This window comes from Prevotella sp. C0026C3 (genome assembly GCF_056590795.1).
In genome coordinates, this window is record NZ_JBWPWW010000011.1 from 1 (window position 1) to 21,242 (window position 21,242).

The window sequence follows — 21,242 nt, forward strand, 5'->3', positions numbered from 1 at the left end:
AGGTGGGTCTCATTATTTTAACCTTACTGGGTCTAAAATACTTGCCAGCGTGGGTCAAATTAGTGTGGCTTTTCCACCTTTTGCTTGTTCTGAAAAGAAAAATTTTTTTTAGGCATTTCTAAATTTTGAGTGAAATGCCCTATTGAACTATCAAATTAAAACGGAGTTAAACTTCACCGACTTTTCGCCGACCAAACTACCCCCGACAACGCAAAAGGGGTTGATAACCAACCCCTTTGCTTTTTTTCAGTCGGGATTACTGGACTCGAACCAGCGACCTCGCGCCCCCCAGACGTGTGCGCTACCAACTGCGCTAAATCCCGAACTCTTATTTGTGACTGCAAAGGTATGAATTAGTATAGACATCTGCAAATTTACACGCCACTTTTTCTATGCTTTTTTGATTTCAGCCACCGACTTCCACTATGCCAACACGAAAAAGCAGCAGTTTATTTTGTGTTTCATGGTTTTTCGTTTACCTTTGTATTTACATTATATATAAATAGGTAGATGAAGAATAATATATTTTTATGGCTATGTTCAGGACTTCTTTTATTGGCCTCTTGTACTAAGGACGACGTCGTGACAACCCCTAAAACCGGCGAGCCGACAACCACCAAACAAGACGACGACAAAGCAACCATCACAGATACTTATACATATCAACTGCCCATTATCTTCCACGTGTTTTATCAAGACGCTACCAACATGACGCAACATGTGAAGGCCGAGCGATTGAAGACAATGGTGGGCTATCTCAATGAATTATATAAGGGCGGTGTTTACGGTTCGAGTAGTGCCGTCAACGTAAATTTCCAACTGGCTCAGAAAGACGAGAAAGGCAACTTACTCAGTACCCCCGGTGTGGAATATATCCAATGGACAGGCGAGTATCCCATCGACTTCCAGAAGTTTATGTCGGCTAAAAGTAACGTACAATATCTGTGGGAACCGAACGATTACATCAATATCATGGTCTATCCATTCAAGACCGACGACGGCGAACAAAAGAGCGGAACACTCGGTATCAGCCATCTGCCCCTCATGCCAAAGGCTCTGACCGACTCGCTGGAGGGCTTGAGTCGCGTGGACTATACGTCGTTGAGCAAGAAAAATCTTAGTTATCCCTTCTGTACATCTATCAATAGCGATTATATCTACGACGAATCCACGCGCTATACGGCTGCCGACAAGGGCGCCAAAGGGTATCAATTTTCATCGGTAGACGTCAATGTGACGCTAGCACACGAACTAGGTCACTACTTGGGACTACACCATGTGTTCACCGAAAACGACACAGCGACATTAGATAGTTGCGCCGATACCGACTATTGCAAAGACACTCCAAGCTACAACCGAGTGGAATACGAGAAACAATTGAAGGACTATTTAGCCACACTCAATGGCCAACAGTTCGACCTTTATAAGATGTTGGAACGCCAACCGTGTACAGGTGCACCGTTCCGAGCATCTAATTTCATGGACTACGATTTGAATCTAGGCTTTCAATTCACCGACAATCAGGTGAAACGCATGCGCACCGTGCTCTACTACGGATTACTGATTCCCGGCCCCAAAAAGCCATTAAACAAGGTTCGGGGCATCATTGCACCCCCTGAGGGCGTCGTCAATCTGCCTATGAAACTTCGTAAATAATCCGAAAGAATCATATCCTAACACATGATATACGACATTATCGCTCCGCAACAATTGCAGGCCAACATCACGCCTCCGGCTTCTAAGAGCATCAGCAACCGCGCGCTGATTATCCATGCATTGTCAGGAGGCAACATATTACCGGATAATTTATCCGACTGTGACGACACCGATGTCATCTTACGCATTATCGATGATCTGCCGGAAACCGTGGATATCAAGGCCGCTGGAACAGCTATGCGCTTCATGACGGCCTATCTAAGCGTCATGGAGGGTGAGCATTCCATTACCGGAACAGAACGCATGAAGCACCGTCCCATCAGTGTACTGGTCGACGCACTGCGCTATCTAGGTGCCGACATCACTTATGAAGGTGAAGAAGGATTCCCACCACTCCGCATCAAGGGCCATACCTTAGAAGGCGGACAGCTCGAAATACCGGGCGATATCAGTTCGCAATACATTTCGGCACTACTCATGATAGGACCGGTATTGGCTCGTGGACTTGAATTACGCATGACCGGCGAGATTGTATCGCGCCCTTATATCGACCTGACATTGTGCACAATGCGCGAGTTTGGAGCCGAAGCCGACTGGTCGGACGTGGACACTGTCACCGTCAAACCACATCCCTATACACAAAAGCCTTACCGTATTGAGAGCGATTGGAGCGCTGCCTCGTATTGGTATGAGATGATGGCACTCACGAAAGACACCGAGGCGGTCGTCAACTTAACTGGTCTGATGGATGCAAGCAAGCAAGGTGATTCTGTGGTAAAATACATATTCTCGCTCATGGGCGTGAAAACTACTTTTGAATCGACCCAACAAGGCGAATTGACAACAGTCAAATTATCACATCATCGCTGCATGTTGCCCCGACTTGATTACGATTTTACAGGATCTCCAGACCTTGCCCAAACGGTCGTTGTGACCTGTGTGCTCATGGGAATCCACTTCCATTTCACGGGATTAGCAAGTCTGAAGATTAAGGAGACCGACCGCATTGAAGCCCTCAAACAAGAACTTCGCAAGTTGGGCTACGCCATTCAATCGCATAACGACAGCGAATTGTCGTGGGAAGGTGAACGATGTGAACCAACATTCGAACCGATAGACACCTACGAAGACCACCGTATGGCCTTGGCATTTGCCCCTGCCGCCCTCGTTTTAGAGCATATCGAGATTCGCAACCCGGAGGTTGTCAGCAAGTCGTACCCGCATTATTGGGACGATTTACAAGTTGCCGGATTCCGCATTATCAAACAAGATTAACGATTATGATATATCTCATACTCATTCTTATAGCCCTAGGAGTGTTCACAGCACTGCTGGGAATCATCTCTTCCCATCGTGGTGGAGGCGACGACATCGTACATCCGGCCACGGCAAGTTGTGCCACTTGCACTGGCGATAATGATATGTGCGAACAAGATTGCATGCTCGAAGCTGCAATGAAAGATATAGAATACTTCGACGATGAGGAACTCGATGCCTATCACGACCGTCCTTCCAACCAGTATTCTGACACAGAAGCCGATGAGTTTTCGGAGATTATGTACACCATGAAACCCGAAGAAGTGAAGGCATGGAACCGTAGTCTCATCCTCAGAGGCATCAATATGCCCGACCAAATCAAGGATGAATTCATAGCATTAGCCGAATAATGGATATTCTCAGTTATAGTTTCTTCCAGAATGCACTACTCGGTAGTCTGCTGGCGAGCATTCTTTGCGGATTCGTAGGAACGTATATCGTGACACGCCGGCTGGTATTTATCAGTGGGGGAATTACCCATGCGTCGTTTGGCGGAGTCGGACTGGGCGTGTATTTAGGTATCAACCCGATACTCTCGGCCATGATTTTCTCGGTTTTAAGTGCCTGTGGTGTACAATGGATGTCGCACCAAGGCGATACTAGAGAGGATTCAGCCATAGCCGTCTTTTGGACCTTTGGCATGAGTGTGGGTATCATCTGCAGCTTCCTAACGCCCGGTTTCATGCCCGACTTATCTTCTTTCCTCTTCGGAAGTATCCTCACCATCGACACGCCCGACCTGTGGTTACTCGGCTTGCTCACCCTTTTGACCATCGCAATATTTACCATTTTCTACCGACAGATACTCACTGTTTCGTTCGATTCTTATTTTGCGCGGTCGCAAAAGCTACCTGTCGATTTCATCGAATACATGATGATGATACTCATTGCCATGACCATCGTCGCCACATTGCGCATGGTCGGTATCGTATTGGCGATTAGTTTGCTCACCATTCCGCAAATGACTGCCAATCTATTCACCTTCAATTTCAAGCGCATCGTGGCTCTCAGCATCCTCTTCGGATGGATAGATTGCTTGTTGGGACTGACACTTTCCTATAGTCTCAACGTACCATCGGGCGCTTCCATCATCTTTATGAGCATCATCATTCTTGTCATCATGAAAGTATTTGTAACACTTCGGTCGAAGTGGATTGTCCAACAAGCCCTCTCACAAAGCTGAAAACAAGTTGCCGACATATCGCCCTTACCCTGCCTATGATGGCATTTATGATCTTGGCAGGTTGCTCCACGCAGCATAATACTGCCAAGTCGAGATGGTGGCATGCTTTCAATACACGCTACAATGTGTATTACAACGGTAGCCAAGCCTACATAGACGGCTCTTTGGAAAAAGAGAATGGCAACGTAGACAACTTCACCGAGCTCATTCCTCTCTATCCTGTTAGCAACAAGAATAGTCGCGAACTGGGCAAAATGAACTTCGACAGAGCCATCGAAAAGAGCAAGAAAGCCATCCATCTGCATAGCATCAAGCGCCGACCGGAGTGGAATCCGGGGCGTCATAAGACTGCTAAAGATATTGAATGGTTGAGGCGTCGCGAATACAATCCGTTTCTTTGGAAGGCTTGGATGCTCATGGGGCGTGCCCAATTCCATGAAGGTGCGTTCGACGATGCAGCTTCCACATTCGCTTATATGAGTCGCCTCTATCGCTCGCAACCCGCCATTTACGGAAAAGCACGGGCTTGGTTGGCCAAGGCCTACATTGAAGAAGGGTGGCTATACGATGCTGAAGACGTCATTCGCAACATACAACGCGACTCTATTCATTGGACAGCCCAAAAGGAATGGGACTATACCTACACCGATTACTACATCCATACGGGGGAATACGACAAGGCTATTCCCTACTTACAACGGGTGATTCGCCATGAGATGCGGCGCAAGCAACGGGCTAGAGAGTGGTATCTGCTAGGTCAACTATTGGAACTTCAGGGCAATAAAGCGGAGGCCTTAAAGGCTTATCAGCACGTAATCCGACTAAATCCGCCATACAATTTGGAGTTCAATGCACGCATATCAATGACGAAGGTAATGCCCGAAGGCCCGTCGGACAAAATGATTTCGTACCTCAAGCACATGGCCTCATCGCCCAACAATGCCGAATATCTCGACCAAATATACTATGCCATCGGCAACATTTACCTTACACGGCGCGACACCTTGCACGCTATTGACGCCTACGAACAAGGCAACGAAAAGGCTAAACGCAGCGGAATAGAGAAAGGAGTGCTCCTTTTGAGATTAGGAGACTTGTATTGGAACCGCGAGAAATTTGCTGATGCCCAGCGTTGTTACAACGAGGCTTTGGGCTTACTCGACCAAGATCGCAAGGATTATAAGCAACTATCAGAACGCACCAAGGTCCTAGACGAGTTGGTACCCCATACCAATGCCGTAGAATTACAGGATTCCTTGCAACGTTTGGCACTCATGTCCGATACCGATCGAAACAAGATTATCGACCAAATCATCAGCGATTTGAAGAAGAAAGAGCGTAAAGAACGTGACATGCAGGCTGAAATGGCCAGACAACAAAGTGGTGGTCAAACCGAATCGGGCCCAATCTCAACACCCCAAACACGACCTACAACTCCACAAAACAGCAAATGGTATTTCTACAATCCGATGGCTGTGGCACAGGGAAAAGAGACTTTCCAACGCCTATGGGGCAAGCGCGACAACGTAGACAACTGGCAACGCATCAACAAAACTGTTGTGCATGCCGACGGAAACACCAATACTTTGCCTGCTGATTCTACACTCCAAAGGCAGGAATACCACACTCAAACACACCAAAATGCCGACAGTGCAGCTGCCGATCCGCACACTCGTGCTTATTATCTCGCCCAAATTCCATTATCCGCAGAGCAGTTAGCAGCTAGCAATAAGCTGTTGGCCGACGGTCTTTTCGGCTCCGGTGTCATCTTTAAAGATAAGATGGACCACCTATCTCTAAGCGAACGCACCCTCATCAGGCTCATTACGCATTTTCCAAAGTTTGAGAAAATGGACGAAGCCTACTATCATCTCTTCTTACTTTATTCTCGATTAGGACGTAAAGACCGCGCCCAAACCTACTTGGAGCTGTTGAAACACAACCATTCCAAAAGTGAATGGACGCGCCTCATAGCCGATCCAAACTTCGAAGAGAATGCTCGACAAGGCGAACAATTGGAAGATTCGCTCTATACAGCCACTTATAACGCCTTCCGTAACAACCGTTACAACGAAGTCAGCAACAATGTTTCCATCTCCGACAGGCGTTTCCCCGCTGGAGCCAATCGCGACAAATTCCTCTTCATCGGAGCACTTAACAAACTCAACAACGGCCATCTCGACGAGTGCCTACGCGACCTGAATATGCTCGTAGAGAAATATCCGGAGAGTCAGCTCAGCACCATGGCCGGCATGATTATCAACGGTGTGAAGGCAGGCAGGCAGGTTAGAAGCAGCCATTTCGACATGAGTGACATGTGGAATCGCCGCAGCGTGGTGCTCAACGAAAGCGACACAACACAGATACAAGGCTTCTCGACCGAGCGAAATATCCCATTCGCCTTCATGATGGTGTATCATCCTGACTCCATAAAGGAGAATCAATTACTCTTTGAACTGGCAAAATACAACTTCACCAACTATCTGGTACGCAACTTTGACATCAAGATTGAAGATGCCGACGGCCTTCGTCGTATGATGGTAACAGGCTTCCGAAACTTCGATGAAGCTTTACAATATGCTCGACAACTGCGCCAACAAGAGCATATCAACGCACTAAAAGGCAACGCACATCCTGTTATCATCAGCGACATCAATCTTCCCTTACTCGGTACACAGTTCAGTTATGCCGACTACGAAGCCTTCTATGCGAAACATTTCGCCCGGCTCAAAGTGTCGCTCTATCAACTCTTGACCGAGCCGATAGAGATAACAACAGACAAACAGCAGCCAGCCGCACCAAAAACAGAGGAAGAAATAGACCGCATACTCGACCAAAGCGACGACATCAACAATGGTATTTTCATCCCGTTAGAAGATGAGAAACCTAAAACACAAGTTCTCAATACGGGCACAACGATTCCGCTTGAACCTGTTAAACCAACACAGCAGCCATCCAAGGGAGGCATCACCATCCCGATAGGTCAACCCGTAAAGCAACCAACGGTCGACAAAAACGCGCTACCAATAGTGAAACCCAAACCACTCCCCCAGCCTGCCAAACCTCGAAAAGAGAATACTGGCATCTACTTCGACAATGGTTTGCCGAAGACAGAGAGTAAGAAAAAGGGTACACAAGAGAACGAAAAAGATAAGAAAAAGTCCAAGCCGCTAGACTTGGAAGACGAATATTACGACTTAGATGGATTCTAGAATATGAGCAATGGATTGTTACTTTGGGTGGACGACGAGATAGAATTGCTACGCGCCCACATTCTCTTCCTCACCAAGAAAGGCTACGAAGTAGAGACCACCAACAACGGCAGCGACGCCATAGACATGGTTTCGCAACGCACTTACGACCTTATCTTACTCGATGAGATGATGCCCGGTCTCTCCGGATTGGAGACTTTGCAGCGCATCAAGGAGATTTCGCCGGCCACACCGGTTGTTATGGTGACGCGAAGTGAAGAAGAGAATATCATGGAACAGGCTATCGGGAAAAAGATAGCCGACTATCTCATCAAGCCGGTGAATCCCAATCAGATACTCCTATCACTCAAAAAGAACATCCATAGTCGCGAGATTGTAAGCGAAGTAACACAGACCGGCTACCAACAAAACTTCCAACAGATTTCCATGCAAATGCAAGACTGTCGTACACACGATGATTGGACAACACTTTATCGCCGACTGGTGCACTGGGAATTGGAACTGAGCCACGCCGACAGTGCCATGACCGACATGCTACGTATACAGAAAGACGAGGCCAATCAGGGCTATGCCAAATACGTCAAACAGCATTATATGGACTGGATGGAGCAATTAGCACAGGCTCGCAAGACGGGACAACAGGCCACAGACAGACCTCTGATGAGCCCCGACATTTTCAAACACAGTGTATTTCCACCGCTCGACCAAGGCGAAAAAGTGTATCTCGTGGTCATAGACAACTTTCGTTACGACCAATGGCGTACTATCATGTCCGATCTCAGCGACCAGTTTGAAATCAGCGAAGACCTCTATCAATCCATCCTACCCACTGCTACTCAATACGCACGTAACGCTATTTTCAGTGGATTGATGCCTGCCGAAATAGCTCAAATGTACCCGGAACTGTGGGTAGATGAGGAAGAAGACGAGGGAAAAAACCTGAAAGAAGACGAGTTGATAGCCACACAAATAGCGCGTTTTCGCCGTCGTGACACGTTCAGCTACCATAAAATCAATGACTCAGACGGTGCAAAAGACTTCATGAGTCATCTCAACGAACTAGAAAACTACGATCTAAACGTAGTTGTTGTGAACTTTATCGACATGCTATCCCATGCTCGTACCGAGTCGCGTATGGTACGCGAACTTGCCAAAGACGAAAGTGCCTACCGCTCCATCACACGAAGTTGGTTCAGACACTCGGTGCTGGCTGACCTCTTCAAGCACCTTGCCGGGCAGTCATGTCGCGTCATCGTTACCACCGATCACGGTAGTATACGTGCCCAAAAGCCAGTAAAAATCATCGGCGACCGTAACACCAACACCAATCTGCGGTATAAGTTGGGACGCAATCTAGCCTACGACGACCGACAACTGTTCGTCATTAAGGAGCCACGCAAGGCTCTATTGCCTTCACCCAACATCAGTACGAGTTACGTATTTGCTACAGGCGACAACTTCTTTGCCTATCCCAACAACTACAACTATTACGTGTCGTACTACAAAGACACGTTCCAACATGGCGGCATCTCTATGGAAGAGATGCTCATACCGTTGGTAACACTCACTCCACGCAAACGTTAATTCCTTGATACATGCAAGAACAACTATTATTATACTTGACACGTGGTATCGCCTTCATACTTGGTATAATTGCTGTTACCGTGATGATAAAGCGATTCATCAACAATTGGCGCTCTGTACGTCCATTGGCTTTAGGGCGCAATATCAACACGCCTGTCACATGTTACTACCCGGACAACTTGACAAAATTTCTATATCGTGTATTCTTTGACCCTCAAGATATCAATTTTACTTCTTATTATACAGCCATAGGACTGGTAACTCTCTCCCCCACCGAGTTTTTTAGTATCATGATAACTGTTAGCTTCATGCTGCTAGTCATGATATATAAATTAGGGAAACTAATTGTACACTATCGCCGGTTAAGCTCTAAGATACCCGCAGTGGAATTATCTGCCGAGGGTATCAGACTCATTACCACCCTAAACGATGCTGCTGTATGCTATATGGAAGATAGTTGGAGCAATGTAAAGCGGGTATTCCTATATCGCCATTACGCCAAGATTATAACCAAGAAGCGTACATATTATGCTTTTCATGATACCCACGACCTTGATGTCAGAGACAAGATAGCCATGCACTTCAAACGCAATAGAGATGAACTCGTGTTTGAAAAGTCCGTTCAGCCATCTTCACCCAATCTATTATTGACCGTGCTATGCTTTGTTATTGGACCCATTCTCAGTATTCCACTCTATATTATCTACAATAGAGAAGATACGAAAAGTGCGCGAATATATCTTATCGCGAGTTTAATTCTCCCAATAATTGTTAGCATATTTTACTGTATCAGTACTTCTTAGCAATGAAACAACAAATTAAAATCACAGAATATGAAAATTAAAATCGACTCATTAGACAACATCCACGAGGCTGCCAAACAATTTATCGAGCACATGGGCGAAGGTAAAGTATTCGCTTTCTACGGTAAGATGGGTGCCGGAAAAACCACATTCATCAAAGCTATATGCGAAGAGATGGGCGTGGAAGACGTCATTACATCACCCACTTTCGCCATTGTCAACGAATATCGGTCGAACACAACCGAAGAAATTATCTACCATTTCGACTTCTATCGCATCAAGAAACTGGAAGAAGTCTACGACATGGGATATGAAGATTACTTCTATAGTGGAGCCCTCTGTTTCTTGGAATGGCCCGAACTCATCGAGGAAATACTTCCCGGCGATGCCACGAAGGTGACTATCACGACCGAAGAAGACGGTTCTAGGAGCGTGGAGTTTTAACCTCTCCCCCGTCCCCTCTCCCAAGGGGAGGGGGAGATAAAGTATCTCTTCGCAAGACAACTATTGGGAAAGATGAATACATTCTGCAACTAAATAACATGCCGACAAGTACTCCACCGTAAGCAACAATACCTTAACTTCTAACCCATAGATTCCCCACTCCTCACTCATAACCCCTCACTCATAACTCATCATTCCTCACTTATCACTCCCAAATCGTCTACCTGTCAACTTATCTACTACCAGACTGCATCGTTCCGGCAACATTGCTGCCTCAACTTTGCAGCATCGCTGAACAGGCTTAACAGTAATGCTGCCACAACCTTGCAGCCAATTAAGTTTGTAAGTTTTTGATTTTAGGAGTTCTTGAGTCATAAGACAAAACCGCAGACTATATAGGGCGAGCTCTATTCTCTCCTCATATCAACACTTCCTCTTATTTTCCCCAAAACGTGCCGACGAAATTGACGGAACCATATTTATCGGTAATAACATAGGCAAACGGATGGTCACAATAGAACTTTACTTGATCCGGCCGAGGATTTTCTACCGTGGCACTCAACACAGCTATCTCGGCAGTTGTGACAGATTGTGCTTCCGTCTTCTTCTCTGCCACAATTAACTTCGACTTTTGTTTCACCTCCTTTATATAGAGTGGTACCTGACCTTCAGTCATCTTAGAGAAGTCAGCTGCCACTCCAAAAGCAATTCCAAGCCCCATTGACACCAGATAATCATTGAGTGTATAAGACGTCTCCAATGCCATGCGCGGCAAAGCCAACTCAACCTGTGCCATTTTGTGCATATTCTTCTGTAACAATCCCCATGACTTTGTATCCAATTGACGAACGACTTTTGCCAACACTACACCTTCTTTGGGCAGTAATACATACATGTGATAACCGGCCGTATAGGGTATTTGCAAGATTCGGAAGTCACCAGCATCGTAGTATAATAACTGACGCAGCGTATTATGCATCATCTGTACCTCAGCAATCTTCTGTTCGCCATCAAAGAAAGGGGCATCGGGTTCTGTATCAGCAGCATCGAATGGATACTTCCAAAAACCGTGGAAACGAACCTCGGAAGTCAATGTGATATTCTGCTTTTCAACACTTCGCATGCTCGCAAAATAATACTTTGTTGCATTTTCTTTAAATGCGGGCGATAGAACGAGACCATCCGGCACGTCTATCGTATTGGCAACCTCTGCAAACGACCACTTTGGTTCCTGTTTGCCATGTCCCCTATAAGCTTGACTCAACATCATTTCATGCTGCAAGACACGCATCTGTAGTGAGTTGTCAAAGCCCAATACCCGCTCAAATGCCTTACGCGTATCTCCGACCGCACCATCATTGATGATACTAAGGGCATAGGTGAGCCCCTGCGGAGAAAGGAAAACAGACTTCTTCGATGTCTTATTAAACAGTTGTTTGAAGAGTTGAAAGGCCATTCGATTGTTCGTTTGCTGCACCAACGCACTGTCTTTAGCCGACGGTGCACGCGAGTCAAGAAAGTCTTGAGCAACCTTGTCAAGTCGCATATTTAGCACAGTGACACTGTCTTTATCTACCTTTTGAGTACTCATCTTTGGCTTGCAACCAATTGTCAATAGGCAACTAAGGCTCGCAAACCCAAACATAGACATGATAAACTTCATTCTTTTCATACAAAATACTGTTTTGATTACATCGCAAATATACGAAAAAGCCCAGCAAACCATAGGTTTACCGGGCATAATATCTGTTAATACGATTTACTTAACTAGAATGACAAGATACTTACTTGTACTCCAGAAGAGATTAGGATTCGTGATACGTAACACGTATTGCTTATTAGCATCCGTGGTCAAAGTGTAACTGCTAGACGGATGAGTGGTCATAACCTTAGCCGACTTGCTATACAGTTTGATGGTGTTGTCTACACGAATATCAATCTTAGTGAAGTAACTCTTGTTGAAATTGGCCTGTAATACCTTACCATCATCGAGAATACGCTGCTCTTTCAACTCTTTCTTCGTACCGAAAACATACCAAGCCGTGTTGAGTTGCTTGTCTTGTGCGCTGATGGTCTGGCTCTTAGAATTACTCTCAGAAGCCAAGTTGTTCACATTCGTATTAAGGTTATTGATGGTCTCATCAAGCTCTGAGATGTGAATATCCTTTGCATCGAGTTCGGCTCTAAGCTGTTGCAACTGTTGATCTTTCTCATCCAACTGCTTCACCAAATTCTCTATTGTACTCTGCATCTGCGTACCCTGCATACTACTTTGACTCACCTGATTACGCAATTTAGCAATGAGTTCGCGGTTACGCTTCATAGTCTGAGAGATAAACTGGATGTTCTCACGAATCTGTTGAGATTTGTTAGCACCCTCACCATCCTTGACAATGCTGACTCTATTTTCTGCCTCATTGATTTCGCGGAATCCTTCCTGAATCTCATTCAGCGTTGCCATCATATCATTCACCTCATCATCTTTCTGAGCAATGATTCTCTGAAGTGAATCGGTTTGTGCCATATCGGCGAGACCCGACTGCGGTTTACCCTGTTTGCACCCCGTCAGCGTCAACATAAATGCGCCTGCTACTAACAACAAAAACTGTTTCATATTATTTATTCCTTTGTTTTTTTATTTGCTTTTGCATCTGCTCCAGCCAATACTATCACGATTTCACCTCGTGGTTCTGTAACTGTGAAATGCTCTATTACCTCTTTTAAAGAGCCACGTACGTGCTCTTCGTGTACTTTGGATATTTCTCGTGCCACACTCACCTGTCGCTCTTCACCGAAGAACTCTGCGAATTGCTGTAACGTCTTGAGCAATCGATAGGGCGATTCATAGAACACCATCGTACGCGTCTCGGCCTGTAATGAGAGTAAACGTGTCTGCCTACCTTTCTTCTGCGGTAGAAATCCTTCAAAACAGAAGCGGTCGCAAGGCAATCCCGATGACACGATAGCCGGTATACAAGCCGTTGGCCCGGGAAGCGTTTGTACCTCTATGCCGGCATTAGCAGCCTCGCGAGCCAAATAAAATCCGGGGTCGCTGATGCCCGGTGTGCCCGCATCGCTAATGAGAGCCACGTTTTGCCCAGCCTTGAGTCGCTCTACAATTCCATCGGCTGTGCCATGCTCGTTGAACTTATGATGTGACATGAGTCGATTCTTGATGTCGAAATGCTTCAACAAAATGCCCGACGTACGCGTGTCTTCGGCAAGAATGAGATCGACCTCTTTCAAGATTCTGATCGCACGCATTGTCATATCTTCCAAGTTTCCTACAGGCGTAGGCACAATGTACAATATACCCATACTGGTCACAAATGTAGTTAAATAATCTATTACCGCAAAAAAAGCCACTGTTTCTTTGCAATTTTTAAAACGTCTTCGTAATTTTGCGTCTATATGACAAACAATATGATAGTGGAATCACACCGTCCCGGACGCATAGAAGTGGTGTGCGGTTCCATGTTCTCAGGTAAAACAGAGGAACTCATCCGTCGCATGAGACGAGCTAACTTTGCCCATCAAAGAGTAGAAATATTCAAACCTGCGATGGACACGAGATATTCTGAAGAGGACGTAGTGAGCCATGATAAAAACGTAATCAAGTCTACTCCCATCGAATCTTCGGGTTCGATACTGCTATTGGCAGAGGATATTGACGTGGTAGGTATCGACGAAGCGCAATTCTTGGACGATGGTTTGGTCAATGTTTGCAACCAATTGGCTAATCGAGGAGTGCGAGTTATCGTAGCCGGACTGGACATGGATTATCAAGGAATACCTTTCGGACCGATTCCAGCTCTATGTGCCATTGCCGATGAAGTGACCAAAGTGCACGCCATCTGTGTAAAGTGTGGAGCCTTGGCTTACGTCAGTCATAGACTGGTGAAGAGCGATAAGCGCGTCATGCTGGGCGAGCAAGAGAAGTACGAACCGCTATGTCGTGACTGCTATCAGAAAGCTTTGGAAGAAGAAGTATCAATATAAACTGAATGAGAAAGGAGATAACATTCGACAAATTCATCCGGTGGACAGGCACAGGACTGCTCATCATCGGTGTGCTCTACATGGTTAACTACCTCAGTAGTGTACTACTGCCATTCTTTATTGCATGGCTTTTCGCCTATTTATTATATCCACTGGTTAAGTTTTTCCAGTATAAATTGCACGTCAAAGTACGTGCATTAGCCATTCTACTGACCATGCTTGTGGTGCTGTTGGTTATCGGTCTCTTAGTCTATATGATTATTCCGCCCATGATTGAACAGTTTAATAAACTGGGAGATTTTATCAGTCTTTGGGCACATAAGACGGCACACACCAACAATCTCACCAATTATATATCGCATTGGGTGCAGGAAAATCAAGAAGCGATAGAGACATTTTTCAAGAGTAGCGACTTCACGGAAACTCTAAAGACGGCTATGCCCAAGGTTTTCTCGCTTGTAGGACAAACAGCTAGCATCTTGATTAGCATCATAGCCTCGCTCATCGCCCTGCTCTACATGTTCTTCATCCTCATGGATTACGAATATCTGACGACCAACTGGATTCGTATATTTCCGGAGAAGAATCGTCCTTTCTGGCAATCATTGAGCGAAGACGTAGCTCGTGAACTCAACAATTATATCCGTGGCCAAGGCATGGTAGCTCTCTGTATGGGCATTATGTTCTGCATAGGATTCACCATTTTAGACTTCCCCATGGCCATCGGTCTAGGTATTCTTATAGGAATCCTCGACCTAGTACCCTATTTACATACCTTCGCACTCATCCCTACTGCCTTTTTAGCCATGCTGAAAGCAGCTGATACCGGACAGAATTTTTGGGTCATCTTCGGCCTTGCCATAGGATTATTCTGCCTCGTTCAAGTGATCACCGATATGATAGTAACACCCAAAATTATGGGTAAGGCAATGGGACTCAATCCTGCTATCCTGCTTCTCTCCCTCTCTATTTGGGGTGCTATCCTCGGTTTTATCGGATTAATTATAGCCCTACCTCTCACTACCCTACTTATAGCCTACTGGCAACGATACGTAACAAAGGAAGAAGGAAGACTTGAAGACGCAGGTATATCGTTAAAAGATGTAAAAGAGAATAAATAGTTTAACTTCTATTTTCTCTTCTCAACAAAATTAACTACCTTTGCACACGCTTTTAAGGACTATCAAGTCTTGATCCGCTAGCTCAGCTGGTAGAGCACAACACTTTTAATGTTGGGGTCATGGGTTCGAGCCCCATGCGGATCACAAAGCACGAAAAAGGGGATTCTTCACGAATCCCCTTTTTACGTTTGATACATAGACACTTGTGTTTCAAATTCGTTAGTTTATAGGATTATCATACATCTCACAAACTTTGATGTGCCTTTCCTGACTTTGATGGATATAAAAATAATAACTTTATCATATCCGACAACCCTTAAAAGTGCGTTTCCTTTCAGTAATTATCTAACCATACTTTCATCATATCCTCGTACTTTCTCAATCTCTGGCATCTCTTGAGCAGCATCAAAATCAGCTTTGTGCCGACTATAATAGTCCTCATCCGGTGTACAAGTAACTATATAATAATCCACATTTCCTCTATCAACATCTTTCTCTAGACCAATGAGCGAACCATCCTCGCATAACATCATGGGCAAACCTTCTGATAAAAGGCGTACTTCGACCACTCTATTCATATTCCAATGCAAAGAACCCACTTTATCAAACCCACTTTGATCCGGCGCGAAAAACACTTTCTTGTATGTACAAACCAAACACCACCAACGACTGCTGGCAGAAAGAATAACAGCCTTACCATAATGTTTGTCATCATAGACATATTCTACTTTATCAAAAACAAAAGGTAAAGAGGCAAATCGATTGAAATCTCTCCAATACTCTTCCTCGGTGATACGTTCATATAAGTAGTCTTGCCGAATCATGTTTTTTATCATCCCAGCAGCATCAGCATGTTGTACAATATAAGCATACGAAAATTCCGTTTTGAAAGCATGCTCTATGACGTTTCCTTTTTGGTATATATAAGTCTTGAAATCATAATCTTTGAAACGCAAGAATGATTTTATTCCAAACAAATGATATTTGTTTATCAACTCACGAATAACCGTCAATGTGCCCCCTATCACTTCCTCGCCATCATTTATTGGTACCATAACCGTGACAGAAAGAGAATGGGAATGTTGTAAACATAAAGCCTGTGCATCAAACTTGTAATGTATCTTTAGCTCATCCCATCCTTTTACAAGACAGTCATAAATTTCTTCAAAATCGTTTTTCCAATGCTTTCGCTTCAAAGGCTGCATGACAGAGAAAACCACCTGATTCCGTTTTCTCCCTTTACCTATCAGTTCAAACGAACAGTTTATAGAATCAATCGTATATTCTTTTCTTGTTTCGTTATGGCCTATCCGCTCACCGGCCAAGTTTTCTATCAACCTTACGAATTTAAATTTCGGTGCATACTCCATCCAGAGAATCAGTCCACCAACAAACAAAGCGACGATACCCGGACCTATACCACCAATAGATATAAAGTAAAAGCAGACACTCACCTTTAATATAAATGAGATGATATAGAACAGTCGGCGAAATACTGAAGACATATATGGTATTGCATTTATATTTATAATATCAGAAGTATATGCAAAGATAGCAAAAGAAAAATAATCAAAATGATTCTATCATCACCTTTTTAGGAATGTACAGCTGAAAAGACCATGCGCAGTAAACCATGTATGGGAATATGGCCACATCATATCTCTATACTACCACTCCATAACACAACAGTATAACCTTGTGTAACAGCCCTCAAAAGTTTACACAAAAAAGTTCTATTTAAGTTCTATTTCCAAAGGTTTACATAATGATTTTATTCTGTTCCTGTTCAGACGCAGGAACATCGACGTGCGCGACAATTATGTCTTCAAGTGCTGCAAGTGCTTGGGGATCAAGTCGCAGGGGAGACATGCCAAACACCATCGTCCCAAAACCAAGGCAGCCAGGGAATATCCCAATCTCATATTTTCCACGTGGGACACCGTGGACAGACCCAGATAGGTCATCGTCTCAGACATGACAGCCTTCCGTTTTTCGGTATTCTATATAGAGGTAACCTTTTACTTTGACGTCTTCACCAAGGAGATACTCACCTTCAGGATTGCAGACAAGCGGGGTTCAAGGTTTCAGTACCTCGAGGGACTGAAGGATGTCATCAGCCTGCTTGGCAGGGAGCACGAGCCCGTCATCCTACATACCGACCGGGGAAGCGTCTATGCTTCAATGGCTTATGGGGAACTGGTCAGGCAGGCAAACATCACAAGGTCGATGTCGAGGCCGGGCAAGCCCACTGACAACCCTGTCAACGAATCACTCAACGGATGGATCAAGGAAGAATTAATGATAGACTTTCACATCGACAGGTTGAGAAATGAATATGACATAGCAAGGGCTATGGAGCAATACTGTTGACACCGTAACAACTGACACAACTATCACTGATACTGCAGTTGTTACAACAACAACAGACACAACTGTTGTTTCAGAGTAATTCTGAATTCTACGAAAAGAAAAATGAGAGATACCGCCCACCGCTTTAAGCCGTGGGCGGTTTTTTGTGTCCATACACACCCCGTGTAACCTCATTATTTCGGACTTGACAGTCATATCATACGCGAGTTCGGGATAAGAAAAGCTTTAGAAAAGTTCCAATTGCCTTGATTTCTCTACGTGTACCGGCAGTGCTTCCGGCTTATTGTCAAAGAAACAATAGGCTGTATGCAAGTTCAAAAACGAAGTGCAATATGGTGTCTATCATCGTTTAATGTCTTGATTGCCCACAAAGTTAGCAAAAATCCCTCATACAGTGACCATTTGTGTAAAAACAATCCCTGTGTGAGGGATGGTTTTGTGTGGTTTCGTCCCTCACACAGGGATTTTCTTAATCACAGCTCAGCATACATTTGCCTCAGCGCCTCCCACACATCGCGCTGCTCATAGCGTTCTTGGATTAACCTCCTACTGTTGGCAGCCATCCTGTTGGTGTTGTCGGCGTTCTTGATAAAATCGCACATCGACTGGTAGAGGGCTTTGACCATGGGCGAGGAGAAACCGTCCGCTTGCAGGTCGTCCGAAGCAAACTGTATGAGATGGCCGCGACTGTCGAGCGGCGCCGGGATGACGACACCATTCTCACCATCGATGATGATCTCGTTGCAACCATTGATGTTGGTGACGATACAAGGCAACTCCATCGCTCCCGCCTCCATGGGCACATTGGGGAAACCCTCCCTGTAACTCGGAAATACCAATGCGTCGGCCGCTATCAGGTAAGGGCGCACATCTCTCTGGTGGCCTGCATAGAACACGGCAGCGGAGTCGTTCAAAAAACGTTGCGCCTCCATAGTAATATGGCCACCACTCTGCACCTCCTTTTCTCCCACAATCAGGAGCTTAGGCTGCCGCGGCAGGTCAGCGGAATGCCCCACCAATCGCCTCATCACCTCCGCCAACTCGTTAATGCCCTTGTCTCTCACCATGCGAGCTATAAGGATAAAAACAAAATCATTGGCTGTATATCCCAACTTTTGGCGCATATACCGGCGCCCGTCAAAAGGCGTGGCATCTTCCATCAACCGCGTCTCCTTGTTCTCCGAACGCAACAACTCACTCGTCGCCTCGCGTGACAGATAGGATGTGTCCTTCCCATTGATGTTGCCATGATGTACCACCTGCAGTTGCTTCCCCGTGATTCTATCCTCCCTCAACGCTCGTTTCACGCCCTCGCCTTCGGGTATGACATGGTTTGCGCAGCAGCATGTCACGCGCTCCATCGTCTTCAATAGGGTCCGCAGCATACCAGTCATAGCTTGGTAGCGCAGCCCCGTCACGGTGTATATACGGTTCGGCACGCGTGCGGCCCATGCGGCCACCATGGCCAACAACGACCCTTTGGGCGTGTTGGCATGCACACACCACGGTTCTTCCACAATTCCGAGACTACCTCGCCATAGGCGTTAGATGCATCGCCTAGCACATAAGACACCTCTGTGCCGTCATACCAACGAGGCATCCATCCATAGCCTTCCGTACCGATGCGCTGTCCCATCCCATCAACCAAAATGGTGTTATGGGCGCGTGTACCACGATGACAATAGATACTATGCGGGTCGACAAACGCCACATGGTGTCCACTGCTATAAAACAACGACTCGCCACCATAGAATGTATTCCATGCATTCTGATTGGCCAGTGCATGCGAGGTAGACCCATACGGACTGGAACGGAAGCTCCACATAGCATTCTGCCGATAGTCGTTCCAATCGGTCATGCCCGAAGCCAGCCCCGATTCAGGGAAAATATAGCTCAGCGGCAACTTGTCCAAGCCGTCTCCAACAGGCAAAGGGCGATGACAAAGCAGGCGGAACCACGACAAGTCGGCCGACTTTCCACCGAACGCTTCTTTTAATATGGTGGAGTCTTCACGTACCGTCCGACGCACGAAATCGGCAGCATAGCCGTTATTCGTTAAACGAGCCAAGGCGTCCAAATAGCCTATTCGAGCCCCAGCGGGCTTCAGTTTCTTCTGATGAGAGCTACCGTTACCGCCCGATTTAGAGAAAGGCGGCTGCTGATACATTGTATAATAGACATTACCTCGATACCAAGGGTCAGCAAAGAAATCGAAGCCGGTAATCTTACTATAAAAATAGGGCAACTCTATGAGCGTGCGAGTATTCACCGTGAAATAAGAATCGCCATTATGCCATGCTCCATCGGCATTCAACCCCGGCATCCGTGTCACCCACACACCGTAGCAATAACGCAACCATTCGGTTGCTTCGGGTTTCTCACCATACACACTCACGGCAGCCATGGTCAAGATACGAAGTGTCATCTGCCACACATGGTTGTCGGCAATATGATTTTCCAATCGGTTTTGGTCGTGCTTATACATCTTTCTAGCCTTCGCACAAATAACCTCGCGCAACTTGTTTTTCTCGGCAGTTGTAAGCAAATCGTAAAACGAATCATACCCTGTTGAAGCCAGCGAAAGTAAGGTAGCATCATTAAAATCGCCCTTCACATTGGGATTCTTGTCCCAATCCATCATCACCAAAATACGTTTCACAGCCTCATGAGCATAGGCCGTATTCTTCGTCAATAGGTAGGCGCGCATCAATGCGTTGCAATTAGTTTCCTCCTTGTCGATGATACGACGACTTTCACGCGTCAGATAGGCTTTCATCTGCATCTCGTTCTTCAGATGTTTCAGCCGGTTGGTACGTATATCCTCTATCTGTTGCATTTGACCTTGCATCACTCGTTCGGCTCGTTTACAATACCATCGGTATTCGGGCATGTCTTTGCGGTTGCGCAACTGCTTCCACTCATCTTTCAACACCAACACGCGAGGATGCATCGCAGGTAGCTTAGATAGCAAAGTCTCGACAGATGGCGGACAGAAATAATCGACTGTGGGATTCATGACCACTCGCAACGTCTTGCTCCAACGCACTTTCTTTCCTTCCACGTAGCCGTATTGCCAATACCACGTACCACGTGCCAAGGTCTTCTCGGTATTGTAAAAGGGATATTTCGTGGTGTGTTCTGTAGTCTCACCACTAGGAAAAGTACTCTTACGCGAGTACCTTATTTTATAGGTAAAGGCCCTCTTAGAAACCGGGCGGTCGCTCTCTAGCCCGTCCAACCCTGTCTCTACAGGGTCTTCCACAGGCAAAGGCCATTGGAAAGCCACTGCCCGATTCGTGATTTCAGCGCCATCGGCAGGCGATGGTGTTGCTCTCATCTCGTGCATCAACGTCACATCACCAAGCACAACGCGCGTCTGTGCCTGCACTCTTGCTACACCGAGTGCCATCAAACACAGCCCTAATACTGCGATATATATTCTTTTGCTTTTCATCATAGATTCATTCTTCATGTGCTGCTGCGGCTTGGCAGCAATGTTGTCTCAATCAGGCAGCATTGCTGTCGAGCCTTTTCAGCGATGCTGCCAAGGCCT

General features: G+C 45.8%; 17 protein-coding genes and 2 tRNA genes. 12 read left to right on the plus strand and 7 right to left on the minus strand.

Annotated features, from left to right (window positions below; translation table 11 throughout):
- Positions 1 to 250: 250 nt before the first annotated feature.
- Positions 251 to 323 (minus strand) — tRNA-Pro (locus tag AC1EK4_RS07905).
- A gap of 187 nt (positions 324 to 510) precedes the next feature.
- On the opposite strand from AC1EK4_RS07905, the gene AC1EK4_RS07910 reads away from it, so the two are divergent.
- From AC1EK4_RS07910 to tsaE, 8 genes are read left to right on the plus strand one after another with little or no spacing between them, the layout of a single operon-like run.
- Positions 511 to 1,656 carry a zinc-dependent metalloproteinase lipoprotein gene (locus AC1EK4_RS07910; RefSeq protein WP_036896694.1) on the plus strand — a complete coding sequence of 382 codons (1,146 nt, stop codon included), beginning with the start codon at positions 511 to 513 and terminating at the stop codon, positions 1,654 to 1,656.
- A 24-nt stretch (positions 1,657 to 1,680) separates the two neighbouring features.
- Entirely contained in the window at positions 1,681 to 2,931 is a 1,251-nt protein-coding gene (locus AC1EK4_RS07915; protein ID WP_480357733.1) for a 3-phosphoshikimate 1-carboxyvinyltransferase, read from the plus strand.
- 5 nt (positions 2,932 to 2,936) lie between these two features.
- Positions 2,937 to 3,323, plus strand: coding sequence for a hypothetical protein (locus AC1EK4_RS07920; protein WP_480357734.1), 387 nt, complete (start codon positions 2,937 to 2,939; stop codon positions 3,321 to 3,323).
- Positions 3,323 to 4,156: a metal ABC transporter permease gene (locus tag AC1EK4_RS07925; protein WP_036896697.1), complete on the plus strand. Its 834-nt coding sequence runs from the start codon at positions 3,323 to 3,325 to the stop codon at positions 4,154 to 4,156. Before AC1EK4_RS07920 ends, AC1EK4_RS07925 begins: the two co-directional genes overlap by 1 nt.
- 35 nt (positions 4,157 to 4,191) lie before the next feature.
- The gene (gene porW, locus AC1EK4_RS07930) at positions 4,192 to 7,368 is read left to right on the plus strand and encodes a type IX secretion system periplasmic lipoprotein PorW/SprE (RefSeq protein WP_480357735.1); all 3,177 of its coding nucleotides are present in this window, start codon (positions 4,192 to 4,194) and stop codon (positions 7,366 to 7,368) included.
- A gap of 3 nt (positions 7,369 to 7,371) precedes the next feature.
- The gene (gene porX / locus AC1EK4_RS07935; protein ID WP_480357736.1) at positions 7,372 to 8,952 is read left to right on the plus strand and encodes a T9SS response regulator signal transducer PorX; all 1,581 of its coding nucleotides are present in this window, start codon (positions 7,372 to 7,374) and stop codon (positions 8,950 to 8,952) included.
- 11 nt (positions 8,953 to 8,963) lie between these two features.
- A complete protein-coding gene (locus tag AC1EK4_RS07940) occupies positions 8,964 to 9,755 on the plus strand; it encodes a hypothetical protein (protein WP_480357737.1) in 792 nt (263 codons plus the stop codon).
- A 30-nt stretch (positions 9,756 to 9,785) separates the two neighbouring features.
- Positions 9,786 to 10,199 (plus strand): tRNA (adenosine(37)-N6)-threonylcarbamoyltransferase complex ATPase subunit type 1 TsaE, encoded by a 414-nt coding sequence (tsaE, locus tag AC1EK4_RS07945; RefSeq protein WP_036896700.1) that lies wholly within the window; start codon positions 9,786 to 9,788, stop codon positions 10,197 to 10,199.
- Positions 10,200 to 10,635: 436 nt separating this feature from the next.
- On the opposite strand, the gene AC1EK4_RS07950 is transcribed toward tsaE, so the two are convergent.
- The 3 genes from AC1EK4_RS07950 to rsmI all read right to left on the minus strand — a co-directional run bounded on the left by AC1EK4_RS07950 (position 10,636) and on the right by rsmI (position 13,517).
- Entirely contained in the window at positions 10,636 to 11,871 is a 1,236-nt protein-coding gene (locus AC1EK4_RS07950; protein ID WP_198025880.1) for a serpin family protein, read from the minus strand.
- An 87-nt stretch (positions 11,872 to 11,958) separates the two neighbouring features.
- Entirely contained in the window at positions 11,959 to 12,813 is an 855-nt protein-coding gene (locus AC1EK4_RS07955; RefSeq protein ID WP_036896701.1) for a Cbp1 family collagen-binding glycoprotein adhesin, read from the minus strand.
- A gap of 5 nt (positions 12,814 to 12,818) precedes the next feature.
- Positions 12,819 to 13,517, minus strand: a complete 699-nt coding sequence (rsmI, locus tag AC1EK4_RS07960) for a 16S rRNA (cytidine(1402)-2'-O)-methyltransferase (protein WP_036896702.1) — start codon at positions 13,515 to 13,517, stop codon at positions 12,819 to 12,821.
- Positions 13,518 to 13,610: 93 nt separating this feature from the next.
- On the opposite strand from rsmI, the gene AC1EK4_RS07965 reads away from it, so the two are divergent.
- The 3 genes from AC1EK4_RS07965 (at position 13,611) to AC1EK4_RS07975 (ending at position 15,463) form a co-directional block, all read left to right on the plus strand.
- Complete coding sequence (locus tag AC1EK4_RS07965; RefSeq protein WP_036896703.1) at positions 13,611 to 14,198, plus strand: thymidine kinase; 588 nt, start codon at positions 13,611 to 13,613, stop codon at positions 14,196 to 14,198.
- 5 nt (positions 14,199 to 14,203) lie between these two features.
- Positions 14,204 to 15,319, plus strand: coding sequence for an AI-2E family transporter (locus tag AC1EK4_RS07970; RefSeq protein ID WP_036896704.1), 1,116 nt, complete (start codon positions 14,204 to 14,206; stop codon positions 15,317 to 15,319).
- Between the two features lie 71 nt (positions 15,320 to 15,390).
- Positions 15,391 to 15,463, plus strand: a tRNA-Lys gene (locus AC1EK4_RS07975).
- A gap of 197 nt (positions 15,464 to 15,660) precedes the next feature.
- Here the strand turns inward: AC1EK4_RS07975 and AC1EK4_RS07980 are convergent.
- Positions 15,661 to 16,824 carry a hypothetical protein gene (locus tag AC1EK4_RS07980; protein ID WP_480357738.1) on the minus strand — a complete coding sequence of 388 codons (1,164 nt, stop codon included), beginning with the start codon at positions 16,822 to 16,824 and terminating at the stop codon, positions 15,661 to 15,663.
- A 469-nt stretch (positions 16,825 to 17,293) separates the two neighbouring features.
- Here AC1EK4_RS07980 and AC1EK4_RS07985 point away from each other — a divergent pair, with 469 nt between their 5' ends.
- Positions 17,294 to 17,689, plus strand: coding sequence for a DDE-type integrase/transposase/recombinase (locus AC1EK4_RS07985; protein WP_052052865.1), 396 nt, complete (start codon positions 17,294 to 17,296; stop codon positions 17,687 to 17,689).
- A 473-nt stretch (positions 17,690 to 18,162) separates the two neighbouring features.
- Here AC1EK4_RS07985 and AC1EK4_RS07990 read toward each other — a convergent pair whose 3' ends face one another.
- The gene (locus AC1EK4_RS07990) at positions 18,163 to 19,206 is read right to left on the minus strand and encodes a glycosyltransferase (RefSeq protein WP_480357740.1); all 1,044 of its coding nucleotides are present in this window, start codon (positions 19,204 to 19,206) and stop codon (positions 18,163 to 18,165) included.
- Positions 19,104 to 21,161, minus strand: coding sequence for a DUF4962 domain-containing protein (locus AC1EK4_RS07995; protein WP_480357741.1), 2,058 nt, complete (start codon positions 21,159 to 21,161; stop codon positions 19,104 to 19,106). Before AC1EK4_RS07995 ends, AC1EK4_RS07990 begins: the two co-directional genes overlap by 103 nt.
- Positions 21,162 to 21,242 lie beyond the last annotated feature (81 nt).

Coding starts and splice junctions, on each gene's coding strand:
- AC1EK4_RS07910 (WP_036896694.1), top strand. CDS start 511: ATGAAGAATAATATATTTTTATGGCTATGTTCAGGACTTCTTTTATTG.
- AC1EK4_RS07915 (WP_480357733.1), top strand. CDS start 1,681: ATGATATACGACATTATCGCTCCGCAACAATTGCAGGCCAACATCACG.
- AC1EK4_RS07920 (WP_480357734.1), top strand. CDS start 2,937: ATGATATATCTCATACTCATTCTTATAGCCCTAGGAGTGTTCACAGCA.
- AC1EK4_RS07925 (WP_036896697.1), top strand. CDS start 3,323: ATGGATATTCTCAGTTATAGTTTCTTCCAGAATGCACTACTCGGTAGT.
- porW (WP_480357735.1), top strand. CDS start 4,192: ATGATGGCATTTATGATCTTGGCAGGTTGCTCCACGCAGCATAATACT.
- porX (WP_480357736.1), top strand. CDS start 7,372: ATGAGCAATGGATTGTTACTTTGGGTGGACGACGAGATAGAATTGCTA.
- AC1EK4_RS07940 (WP_480357737.1), top strand. CDS start 8,964: ATGCAAGAACAACTATTATTATACTTGACACGTGGTATCGCCTTCATA.
- tsaE (WP_036896700.1), top strand. CDS start 9,786: ATGAAAATTAAAATCGACTCATTAGACAACATCCACGAGGCTGCCAAA.
- AC1EK4_RS07950 (WP_198025880.1), bottom strand. CDS start 11,871: ATGAAAAGAATGAAGTTTATCATGTCTATGTTTGGGTTTGCGAGCCTT.
- AC1EK4_RS07955 (WP_036896701.1), bottom strand. CDS start 12,813: ATGAAACAGTTTTTGTTGTTAGTAGCAGGCGCATTTATGTTGACGCTG.
- rsmI (WP_036896702.1), bottom strand. CDS start 13,517: ATGGGTATATTGTACATTGTGCCTACGCCTGTAGGAAACTTGGAAGAT.
- AC1EK4_RS07965 (WP_036896703.1), top strand. CDS start 13,611: ATGACAAACAATATGATAGTGGAATCACACCGTCCCGGACGCATAGAA.
- AC1EK4_RS07970 (WP_036896704.1), top strand. CDS start 14,204: ATGAGAAAGGAGATAACATTCGACAAATTCATCCGGTGGACAGGCACA.
- AC1EK4_RS07980 (WP_480357738.1), bottom strand. CDS start 16,824: ATGTCTTCAGTATTTCGCCGACTGTTCTATATCATCTCATTTATATTA.
- AC1EK4_RS07985 (WP_052052865.1), top strand. CDS start 17,294: ATGACAGCCTTCCGTTTTTCGGTATTCTATATAGAGGTAACCTTTTAC.
- AC1EK4_RS07995 (WP_480357741.1), bottom strand. CDS start 21,161: ATGAAGAATGAATCTATGATGAAAAGCAAAAGAATATATATCGCAGTA.